At 71.0% G+C, this 10,603-nt stretch carries 10 protein-coding genes and 1 pseudogene; 4 read left to right on the plus strand and 7 right to left on the minus strand.

Annotated elements, in window-relative coordinates:
* The 4 genes and pseudogenes from ACWCSD_RS37750 to ACWCSD_RS37765 form a co-directional block, all read right to left on the minus strand.
* Positions 1-379: pseudogene (locus tag ACWCSD_RS37750) on the minus strand (carbohydrate ABC transporter permease); the annotation flags it as partial.
* 4 nt (positions 380-383) lie between these two features.
* Positions 384-1,316: a carbohydrate ABC transporter permease gene (locus tag ACWCSD_RS37755; protein WP_449922136.1), complete on the minus strand. Its 933-nt coding sequence runs from the start codon at positions 1,314-1,316 to the stop codon at positions 384-386.
* Positions 1,317-1,402: 86 nt separating this feature from the next.
* Entirely contained in the window at positions 1,403-2,287 is an 885-nt protein-coding gene (locus ACWCSD_RS37760) for a 3-keto-5-aminohexanoate cleavage protein (protein WP_449922138.1), read from the minus strand.
* Positions 2,288-2,381: 94 nt separating this feature from the next.
* Entirely contained in the window at positions 2,382-3,755 is a 1,374-nt protein-coding gene (locus ACWCSD_RS37765) for an ABC transporter substrate-binding protein (RefSeq protein WP_449922140.1), read from the minus strand.
* A gap of 394 nt (positions 3,756-4,149) precedes the next feature.
* On the opposite strand from ACWCSD_RS37765, the gene ACWCSD_RS37770 reads away from it, so the two are divergent.
* From ACWCSD_RS37770 to ACWCSD_RS37785, 4 genes are all read left to right on the plus strand, one after another.
* Positions 4,150-5,214 carry an alcohol dehydrogenase catalytic domain-containing protein gene (locus ACWCSD_RS37770; protein WP_449922142.1) on the plus strand — a complete coding sequence of 355 codons (1,065 nt, stop codon included), beginning with the start codon at positions 4,150-4,152 and terminating at the stop codon, positions 5,212-5,214.
* Positions 5,211-6,068, plus strand: a complete 858-nt coding sequence (locus ACWCSD_RS37775; protein WP_397162761.1) for a sugar phosphate isomerase/epimerase family protein — start codon at positions 5,211-5,213, stop codon at positions 6,066-6,068. The genes ACWCSD_RS37770 and ACWCSD_RS37775 overlap by 4 nt, the downstream gene beginning before the upstream one ends.
* On the plus strand, positions 6,065-6,829 hold the full coding sequence (locus tag ACWCSD_RS37780) for an IclR family transcriptional regulator (protein ID WP_397162760.1): 765 nt from the start codon (positions 6,065-6,067) through the stop codon (positions 6,827-6,829). The genes ACWCSD_RS37775 and ACWCSD_RS37780 overlap by 4 nt, the downstream gene beginning before the upstream one ends.
* 93 nt (positions 6,830-6,922) lie before the next feature.
* Positions 6,923-8,149, plus strand: coding sequence for an acyltransferase family protein (locus ACWCSD_RS37785; RefSeq protein WP_397162759.1), 1,227 nt, complete (start codon positions 6,923-6,925; stop codon positions 8,147-8,149).
* Here the strand turns inward: ACWCSD_RS37785 and ACWCSD_RS37790 are convergent.
* The 3 genes from ACWCSD_RS37790 to ACWCSD_RS37800 form a co-directional block, all read right to left on the minus strand.
* Entirely contained in the window at positions 8,137-8,958 is an 822-nt protein-coding gene (locus tag ACWCSD_RS37790) for a class I SAM-dependent methyltransferase (protein ID WP_397162758.1), read from the minus strand. The two genes, ACWCSD_RS37785 and ACWCSD_RS37790, sit on opposite strands and share 13 nt — an antisense overlap.
* 4 nt (positions 8,959-8,962) lie before the next feature.
* Positions 8,963-9,598, minus strand: a complete 636-nt coding sequence (locus tag ACWCSD_RS37795) for a TetR family transcriptional regulator (RefSeq protein WP_449922145.1) — start codon at positions 9,596-9,598, stop codon at positions 8,963-8,965.
* A 93-nt stretch (positions 9,599-9,691) separates the two neighbouring features.
* Positions 9,692-10,603, minus strand: a 912-nt coding sequence (locus ACWCSD_RS37800; RefSeq protein WP_449922147.1) for a hypothetical protein, incomplete at its 5' end; no start/stop codon positions are given.

The raw sequence follows: 10,603 nt of genomic DNA on the forward strand, positions 1-10,603 counted from the left end.
GGTAGTAGAGCGGGATGACGGTCGCCTCGTACGGCACGATCAGCCCGAGCACGAACAGCGGGAACAGCAGCGACGAGCCGCGGAACCGCATCGTCCCGAACGCGTAGCCGGTCAGGATCGAGAAGAAGACCGACACGCTCACCACCACCCCGGACAGCAGGACGCTGTTGAGCAGCGAGCGCCCGATGCCGGCGTCCGGGTTGTCCCAGGCGCTGACGAAGCTGTCCAGGGACCACCGGCTCGGCCAGGCCAGCCCGCTCACGGACGCGTCCGGCGGGTTGAAGGCGACGAGCGTCGTGGAGATGAAGGGGTAGATCGCGAAGGCCGCGAACAGGAGCAGGACCACGTAGGACATGGTGTTGCTGCGGCGGGAGACCATCGTGTTATTCCGATCTGACGAGCCGGTTGACCAGGCCGACGCCGATGAAGATGACCAGGGTGAGGAGCACGGCGATGGCCGCTCCCGGACCGATCTGCCCGTTGACGAAGACGTCGCGGTACATCATCAGCGACGGCGTGGTGGTGGCGTAGCCGGGGCCGCCCTGCGTCGCCATCAGGGGCAGGTCGAAGATGCGCAGGGACAGGGTGAGGGTCATCACCAGCGACACGCGCAGCTCGTGGCGGATGCCGGGCAGGGTCACGGTGAAGAACTCGCGCACCGGCCCGGCGCCGTCGATGCGCGCGGCCTCGTACAGCTCCTTCGGGATGTGCTGCGTGCCGGACAGCAGCATGACCACGACGAAGCCGAACGTCGCCCACAACGCGACGACGCCCAGGGCGGGCAGCGCCAGGCCGGCGTCGCCGAGGAACGGCCGCACCAGGTCGGCGCCGAGGACGGCCTTGATGATCGCGTTGAGCGAGCCGTCCAGCGAGTAGAGCCAGCGCCAGGCGATCGCGACGACCGCCAGGGCGATCGTGTACGGCAGGAAGAACACGAACCGGAAGAAGCTCAGCCCGCGGATCCTGGTCCGCGCGATGATGCCGACGAGCAGCAGGGCGAGCGTCACCGGCAGCACGCAGCCGAAGACGACGAAGACGAGCGAGACCCGCAACGAGGTCCAGGTGTTCGGATCGGTCAGCACCTGGAGGTAGTTGTCGAGCCCGACCCACGTCTGCGGCGAGAGCCCGTCCCATTCGAGGAACGACAGGCGGACCGTGTCGGCGATGGGCACGAGGACGAACAGCGCGTAGAAGATGAATCCGGGCAGGATGAGCAGGTACGGCATCCCGCGGACCTCGCCCCGCCGGACTCCCCGGCGGGGTCGCCTGCCGGCGGGCGTCGCCGGGCCGGCGTCTGTGGTGACCGTGACGGCCATGGTGCGATCCACTTCCCTACGTGGCGCGCCCGGTGCGGCGCGGTCTCCCGCACCGCACCGGGGCGCCGGCGTGTCCTGACGGATTCCTAGGCGCTCTGGCCGGCGGCCGCGGCCGCCGGCTGGGCCCCGCCCTGCCGCGCGGGCAGGCCGATGATCTCGCGGGCCTCGTCGGGGGTCGCCACCTCGCGGCCCATGAGGTGCGCGATCTTGACGATCTCGTCGACGAGCTCGGCGTTGGAGCGCGACGGCGATCCGTCCGGCAGGTACGGGTTGTCCTCCCAGCCGACCCGTACGTGGCCGCCCAGGCTCATGGCCATGGCCAGCAGGCGCCACTGCATCTTCGGGTTCATCACGCTGACGTTCCAGTTGACCCGCGGCGGCAGGTGCCGGACCAGGTACAGCAGGGAGTCCTCGGTGGGGGGCGTCCACGCGCCGCCGGGCCAGCCCAGGAACAGGGTCGTCCAGACCGGGTCGTCGAGCAGGCCCTGGTCGCGGATGAACTCCAGGTTCCAGAACGCGCCGGTGTAGAACGACTCGACCTCGGGCTTGACGCCGTGCTCCTTGGCCGCCTTGCAGAACGCCTCCAGCTCGGGGCGGGTGTGGATGGCGTACTGCTCGTTGGCGGGGTAGGCCGGGTCGGGCCGGAAGTACTCGTCGTGCACGTTGAAGGCGTAGGACATCATGTCCGGCCGCAGCTTCATGAGCGCGACCTTCTCCTCCAGCCGGGCGCTGGCGATGCCGAACTGGATGATCGAGTCGCGCTCGGCGCGGATGCGGTCGGTCAGGTCGGCCCAGCCGTCGTAGTCGGTGCGGGAGAGCTGGCGGCCGTCCTCCTGGATCGAGTCCTCCAGGTAGTGCACGCCGTGGTGGTGGACGAGCGACGCGCCGGAGTCGATCGCCCGTACGTACTCACCGGCGACGGCGGGCACGTCGTCGATCCTCGGCATGCCCTTGAAGCCGGGATACGACATGGAACAGTCGACGGTTACGGTGATGACTACCTTGTCCACGAATGGCCTTTCTCACGGGGGGACGGGGCAGGCGCCTCGTGCGCCGCCCGACAGGTCAGGAACGGGTCTTCATGTAGTCGGCCCAGTTCTTCTGGACCGACTCGTTGTACTGCTTGGGCGTGACCTCGCCCGACAGCAGCCGCTGCGCCTCGGCGCCCTGGAAGGTGAGCATGGTCGGGGTGGGCCAGTCCTCCCAGGTGAACAGGCCGTTCTCGGAGGACAGCCGCTCGTAGGCGTCGACCATCTGCTTGAGCAGCGGGTCGTCGATCTTGGCGTTGACGCCCGCCTTGGTCGCCGAGGGACGGCCGGCCGCGATCTGCGCCGCGACGGCCTCCTCGCCGGCGGTCACGTAGTCGATGAACGCCGCCGCGCAGTCGGGGTACCTGGTCTTGGCCGAGATGCTGAAGGGCAGGCTGTAGCCGCCGACGGCCGCGTGCTTGCCGCTGTCGCCGGCCGGGAAGAGCATGAAGCCGGCGTCGTCGCCGAGGGCCTTGCCGACGTCGCCGAGGGCCCAGGAGCCGGTGACGAAGAAGGCGGACTGGCCCTTGCCGAAGCGGCTGGTGGCGTCGGTGAAGCTGGTCGCCAGCGCGTCGGAGTTGAAGTAGCCCTTCTCCATCCAGGTGCGGAAGTCGGTCGAGCCCTTCAGGTGGCCGTCGTCGTCGTAGGTGCTGCCGGGCTTGTTGTAGACCCAGTCGTTGATCGTGTCCGGGGCGACGTACCAGCCGTTGAACAGCGACAGGTTGTGCAGCGCCGGCCACTTCTCCGAGTCGCCGAGCAGGACGGGGGTGACGCCGGCCGCCTTGGCCTTGTCCAGCGCCTGGAGGAAGGCGGCCTTGTCGTCGAGCGTGGCCGGGTCGATGCCCAGCTTGCCCAGGACGGCCTTGTTGTAGAACACGCCGACGTACTGGATGGCGGGCGGGACGGCGACGAGGCTGCCCTCGCCCAGCGCCTTGCCGTCGGCGGTGAACCTGTTGACCGTCAGCGCCGACTCGGGGAACTTCTCGGCCCACCCGAACGCCTTGGCGTACGGGTCCAGGTTCAGCAGCAGGCCCGCCTTCCACAGGGCGCCGTTGATGGCCCAGCCGGAGTTGCCCTGCATGACGTCGGGCGGGTTGTTGCCGGACATCACCAGCTTGATGGTGCTGGCGGAGGAGGCCCAGTCCTTGATCTGCAGGTCGACCGTGACGTTCTTGTTGGCCGCCTGGAAGGACTTCACCTGCTCCTTGAAGCCGTTGGCGATGGCCTCGCCGGCCTCCGACATGCCGACGGTGAGCTTGACGGTGCCGTACTTGGCGCACGACGTGCCCACGTCGGTCGGCGCGGCGGCCGGCTTCGTGGTGATCGAGGAGCCGGCGCAGCCCGTGACGCCGATGGCGGCGGCGGTGGCGACAGCGGTCAGAGCTCGTGCGGAGCGATGGTGTCGGAGCATCCTGTCCTCCTTGAAATGAGCCATCAAGCCTCCGGGGCGGGGGGGTCTCGGAGGGGGGCGATGGCGGTGACTCCTCGCGTCCTGAAGTCTCAATCCACAAGGTCGGCGACGAAGAGCACCTGCGGGCGGCCGTTGGGGGCTCGACCTCTCGCTGTGATCAGCAGCGAGGTGTTGCGTCAGACGAACTGTGTTGCACCAAGGGACGTTAGTGGTGCCCGACGCTATGGCGGACATTCGAGGCATGTCAACCCCCGTGAACCGCATGTTTCCTGGCAATTCACTGCTCAGTGGATTCGAACAATGTGTTGCGTGAGACGTCAAGGGGTTGCATGTGTCGCAACACTTGTGGATGCTGTTGTGCACACCGAACCTGCCCCCCGGAAGAAGGCGACCAGTGGGAGCAACGTCAGCCACGGCCACCATGCAGACCGCCGTGCAGGCCACCATGCAGGCCGCCGTGGCCACCTCGATCCCGAGCGAACGGCTCGACGTCACGCGCGTGCCGCGGCCGGTGCCCGAGACCGATGACGAGGTCGTCCTGCGGGTGCACGCCTGCGGCATCTGCGGCACCGACCTGCACGTCCTGGCCGGGCACTCCTACCGGCCCGAGACGCCCTTCGTGCTCGGCCACGAGCCGGTCGGGGGCGTCGTGGAGGCCGGCGCCGGAGCCCGGGAATGGCTCGGCCGCCGGGCCACCATCACCCTGTTCACCGGCGAGGGCTCGTGCGCGGCGTGCCGGGCCGGCGACGAGCGGCTCTGCCCGGAGCTGGTGTCGATCACCGGCGTGCTCGGCGCCTGGGGCGGCTACGCCGACCATCTGCGCGTACGGGCGGCCCAGCTCGTCGAGCTGCCGTCCGGGTTGTCGTGGGAGGACGCCGCCTCGCTGGTCGACGGCGGGGCGACCGCCGCCAACAGCGTCCGGGTGGCGCTGGAGCGCGATCCGCGCCGCGTGCTCGTGCTCGGCGCGGGGCCCATCGGTCACCTGTGCGCCGAGCTGCTGCGCGTGCGCGGCGTGCCCGTCCAGGTGGTCGAGCCCGCCCCGCTGCGCCGCCGGGCGCTCCAGGCCGTCGGCCACGACGTCGTCGCCTCGGTCGAGGAGGCCGGCGCGCCCGTCGACGCCGTCATCGACTGCACGGGCGTGCCCGCCGTCGTGGCGCCGGGCCTGGACGCACTGAACCCGCACGGAACGTACCTGCTGGCCGGGTACGCTCGCGTCCCTGACGTGGACTTCGCCGTCGTCGCGCGCAAGGAGGCCCGTATCCGGGGCATCCGGTCGGGCCGCCGCGAGGACCTGGAGTCGATCGTCGCGCTGGCCGCCGCCGGGAGGATCCGGCTCTCACCGACCGCCCGGTGGCGGCTGTCCGAGGTGAACGACGCGCTCGACGCGCTTCGCGCCCGGCAGGTCCCCGGCAAGGCGGTCATCGTCCCTGACAGCGTCTGGAAGGAAGAAGTGGCATGAAGATCGCTCTTGACCCGGCGATGCTCCAGGGCAGACCGGTCGAGCTCGCCGCCCGCGCGGCCGCCGAGGCCGGTTACCGCCATCTGGAGATGGGCAACCGCGACGACTTCATCCCGGCGTTCGGCCCCATGCGCGCCTCGGCGGCCGAGCTGCGCGGCTTCCGCGACGCGGCGGACGCCTCCGGCGTCGAGATCGTCTCGGTCGCCGTGATCCAGGCGTGGTCCAGCCCCGACGAGGACGTCCGCAAGCAGGCCGTCGCCTGGTGGCGGGACGGCATCGCCGCCGCCGTGGAGCTCGGCTGCCGGCGGATCAACACCGAGCTGTCCGGCCACCCGGACCAGCCCGACGCCTGCCGGAAGGCGTTCCTGCGCTCGATCGAGGACCTGCTTCCGGTGCTCGACCGCGAGGACGTCGAGCTCGTCGTCGAGCCGCACCCGTGGGACTTCATCGAGACCACCGCCGGCGCGGTGGACCTGATCAAGGAGATCGGCAGCCCGCGGCTGCGTTACCTGCACTGCGTGCCGCACGCCTTCCACCTCCAGGGCAGCACCACCGAGCAGGTGGAGCTCGCCCGCGGCTGGTTCGACCACGTGCACGTCGCCGACACCTTCCGGCCCGGCCGCACCATCGTCAACCCGCCGGGCGTCTCCTGCCGGATCCACCAGCACTTCGACCTCGGCCGCGGCGAGATCGACTGGGCCGAGGTGCGCCGGGCGCTGGAGTCGGTCGCGTTCGACGGCATCCTCACCGTGCAGGTCTTCGGCTGGGAGGACCAGGCCGAGAGATCCTTCAGGGCCAACCGCGAAGCGGTTGATCACCTCTTCGGCCTGAACGGCGGACAATCCTTGTCATGACGACGAACCAGAGCCCCGGTGCGAACGACCCCTCCGACGGCCGTACCGCCTCTCCCATACAGCGCGCGCTGCGGGCGCTGGAGCTGCTCTCCGTGGAACCGCTCACCGCCGCCGAGCTCGCCCGCGAGCTCGACGTCAACCGCAGCACCGCCCTGCGCCTGCTCGCCGAGCTGGTCGCCACGGGGTACGTGGCCCGCAACGAGGCGACCAAGCGCTACACGATCGTCCCGGCCAAGTTCTACGGGCTCATCCAGGCGCCGGAGACCGACTGGAGCCAGATCATCGACCCGGTGCTGGCCTCGATCCGCGACGAGTGCGGCGACGCGACGATCCTGGCGGTGCCGGCCAAGGACACGATGGTCTACCTCGCCTTCTTCCCCACCCGGCACGTGGTGGCCGTCTCCGAGCAGTTAGGGACGATCCGGCCGATGCACTGCTCGGCGCTGGGGAAGGCCTACCTGTCGGCCCTCGATCCCGAGGCCCTCGACACCCACCTGGCCCGCCTGTCCTACGCGGGCGGCACGGAGAACGCCGCCAAGGGACCCATCGAGTTGCGGCGCCGGGTGGAGGAGTCACGCGAGGCCCGCTACGCGGTCGACCGGGACGAGACCTTCGACGGCGTCCGGTGCGTCGCGGTGCCGGTGCGGATCCGCGGCTCCCTGATCGGCGCGGCCGGCATCTCCGGCCCGTCCAGCCGCCTGTCCGACGCGCGGATCCCGCAGCTCGGGCAGTACCTGGCCGCGTCCATGTCGGGTCTGTGACCCCCAGCGGGCGCGGCCGGGCGCGCCGCGCGGCCGTCGCCCACTCTGGACGGTCGTAAGGCTGTAAACCGTACTTCTCACTACGATGTCCGGATGCTTCGTGCTCCCCTCGCGGTCGAAGGTCCGGCCTCGCCGAATGCCGGGCGGCTCGCCTGGCTCGACGCGTTACGCGGGCTCGCCGCGATGGTGGTGGTCTTCGAGCACGCGCTCGAACCGCTGTGGCCGGAGGCGCGCGCGCAGATCAAGGCCGTCTTCGATCCCGGCTGGTTCGGCGTGCTGGTGTTCTTCCTGGTCAGCGGCTACATCGTGCCCGCGTCGCTGGAACGCCGGGGCAGTGTGCGGGCCTTCTGGATCTCGCGGTTCTTCCGGTTGTGGCCGCTGTTCGCCGTGTGCGTGGCCGGCATGCTGCTGCTCGCCGCGCTCGGCTGGGACGACCTGCACGTCTGGTGGGACACCCGGCCGCTGGCCATGGCCCTGGCCCACGCCGGCATGCTGCAGAACCTGCTGTACGCGCCGAACGTGGCCAACGTGCTGTGGACGCTGTCCTACGAGATGGCCTTCTACCTCCTGCTGACCGCGATGTTCACCCTCGGCGTGCACCGGCGCAGTACAGCCGCCGCGCTCGGGTTCGCGGCGGCCGCCGTGCTCGGCGCCGGGCTGCTGCCGGTGACGCTGCTGTCGGCGGGCGGCGCGGGCCGGATGCTCACGGTCGTGGTCGTGGTGACCGTCGTGCTGGCCGCCGGGCTGGCCGCCGTCCTGCGCGGCGGCCGGCGCGTCCGGCAGGCGGGCGCCGTGGCCGTCGCGGGCACGGTCCTGCTGCTGCTGGCGGTCAACCAGAGCTACCCCGGGCCGTGGCAGGGGCTGTTCATCCTGGCGACCATGTTCGCCGGCACCGTGCTCTACCGCGTCGAGGCCGGACTGCTCGGTCAGCGGCGTCTCGTCTGGGTGGCGCTGATCCCGCTGGCGGGGTTGTGGCCGGCGCGCGCCGAGCTCGGGACGCAGGTGGCGACCGTGGCGGCCTGGCTGACCTTCGCCGTCGCGATGACGCTGCGCCGCCGCGCGATGCCGTCGTGGCTGACCTGGCTGGGGCTGGTGTCGTACTCGATCTACCTGCTGCACCCGCTGCTGCTGGAGAGCGTCGAGTTCTTCCTGCCGGAGCCGTCGGGCGTGCCGCTCGCGGCGCGGCTGACGCTCCTGGCCGCGGTGTGCGCGGCGCTGCTCGGTCTGTGCGCGCTGACGTGGCGGTGGGTGGAGGCGCCGGCGCAGCGGCTGGGCAGACGCCTGATCGGCCGGGCCGAGCCCGCCCCTCAGAAGCGGTAGTGCTGGACGGCGGTGCCCTTGCGGGACAGGGACGTGCTCCATGAGGTGAGCCGGCTCGCCAGCCGGGTCGTCCACGGGTAGCCGGCGACCTCGGGCTCGCGGGTCAGGAAGATCTCGCGCACCAGCTTCAGCCGGGGCTCCAGGCGCTCGATGTCCTGCGGCGTGTCGAATCCGGGCGACTTCAGGAAGGGCGCGACGGATTGGGTGCCGGGGTACTTCCTGGCCGCCCACACGTGGAACCTCGTGTAGCCGTTGAAGCAGATCTCGCCCGCGGGGAAGTGGCGGATGAGCCGGTCGAGGAGGCCGGCCAGCTCCTCCCGCGACAGGAACCCGATCAGGCCGTCGGCGACGATCACGGCCGGACGGTCGGAGGGCACCTCGTCCAGCCAGCCGGGGTCGTTGAGGTCGCGGCCGATGACGTGGGCGTGCGGACGCTCCGGCAGCAGCAGGCGCCGGGCCTCGGCCACGCCGGGCAGGTCGACGTCGTACCAGTCGACGGTGGGGGGCGGGTCGACGCGGTGGACGCGGGTGTCGAGCCCGGCGCCCAGGTCGAGCCCGACCGCGTCGGGACGGCCGGCGACGAACCGCCGCACGATGTCGTCCATGACCAGGGACCGGTGGGCGATGCCCACCACCGGGCTGGCGGAGAGCTTGAACCGGGCGGGGTCGAGGTCGAGCTTCGCGGCCAGGTCGTAGGCCGTCCGGTCGCGCAGGATCGGGTGCTCGGCCCGGTGGTCGAGCGCCTTGCCGGCCAGGGTGAGCCAGAGCGTGTTCTCCAGCGGGGTGAGGTCGGGGAGGGGGATGGTCATCGCGTCAGTCCTCTTCCTGGGGTGAGTCGTCGAGGGCGGCGCGGGCCGCCTTGAGAGCGGCGTCGTCGGTGAACAGCCCGTGGGTGTAGAGCTCCAGCGTGGGCAGCGCGAGGCGGCGCAGCACGTCGGGCCCGAACTGCTCGTGGCCCAGCGCGCGCGCCAGCGACGGCGGCATGGTCAGCGTGGCCACGCTGTCGAGCACGGTCAGCACCGCCAGCGCCCGCACGTCGGAGGACGGCCGCATCGAGCCGTCGGCGATCCCGGCCCGCAGGACCTGCTCCGACTCCGCCACCAGCGTCTCGACGAACGTGGCCGCGGCCGGTGTGTCCTCCTCGATCGCGCGCAGCATGTACCGCACCTGGAGGCGGTACTCCTCCGGGTTGGACAGGTACTCGCGGAAGAGGTCCTGCATGCCGCTCGGACGGGCGCCGCCGGCCCGCCGGACCAGGATGCCCAGGACGTGCTCGTCGCAGGCGCTCCGGAGCTTCTCCTTGCTGCCGAAGTGGTGGATGACCAGGGCGGGGCTCACCCCGGCGGTCGCCGCCACGGCGCGCAGGTTGGTCTTGCCGAAGCCGTCACGGGCGAAGTGCGCGATGGCCGCGTTGCGGATCTTGGCCTGAGCGGTCAGGTCTGAACACATGTTCAGTAGACTAAACACATGTTCAGTGTCTGGCAAGCGGCACGGGAAAGCCCCGTGCCGGAGACGGCACGGGGCTCGGGGCGTGCGCCGGACCTAGTTCCGGCGGGTGAGCACCCACTGCCAGGTCTCCTCGCCGCCGCGGTCGCGGCTGCCGGTGAGCTGGATCATCCGCTCGCCGTCGGCGCTCGCCAGCGCCAGGCCGTTGTCGAACTCGTTCTTGCACGCGCCCGCGCAGCCCAGCACCACCACGTTCTCGTTGTCGGCCCAGGCCAGGTGCTGCAGCACCAGCTGCCGGCCGGGCACCGACGGCGGCAGGTCGCGGTCCAGCGTCAGCCTGCCGTCGGGCGAGACCTTCGACCAGCCCGAGTAGTCGATGTACCGGTCGCCGGCCGGGCCGTCCCGGCGGACGCCGTCGAGGCCGAGCCACAACCTGTCGGGCATGGTGTCGGTGGGCTCCCAGAGCATGGACCCGTCCAGGCTCCAGCCGAGGTCCTGGCGCGCGTTCATGTTCCCGGGTTTGCCGTCGCGGTCCAGCGACGGCAGCGGGTGGTAGGCGGCCTGGCCGGTGGCGACGTCGATGACGTAGAAGCCGATCCTGGGCTGGACGAACTCCTCGACGGTGTAGGCGTCCTTGCCCATCTGCTTCCGGCTCTGCTCCGGATACTGCGAGTACGCCGTGGCCAGCACCCTGGTGCCGTCCGGCGACCAGACCAGCGAGCCGACATCGTGCTCCAGGTCGATCCAGGCCAGGGCCTGCCGGGTGTTCATGTCGACGATCCCCACCCGCCTGCCGATCCGCTCGCCCTGGAGCACCGCCGCGAGCTGGAGCCCCGGCGCCACGTCCAGCCAGGCCCACGGCGTCTTCTCGTAGCCGTCGGAGCGGGGGTCGTACAGGTGCCAGGTGCGCCGCACGCGCTCGCCGCCGCCGGGCGTCCTCTCCAGCCAGGTGGTGAAGTAGGCGGAGACGGCCACGTCCCCCGCCGCCACGAATTTCTTCGGCGGCGC

This window comes from Nonomuraea sp. NPDC001684 (assembly GCF_053596515.1).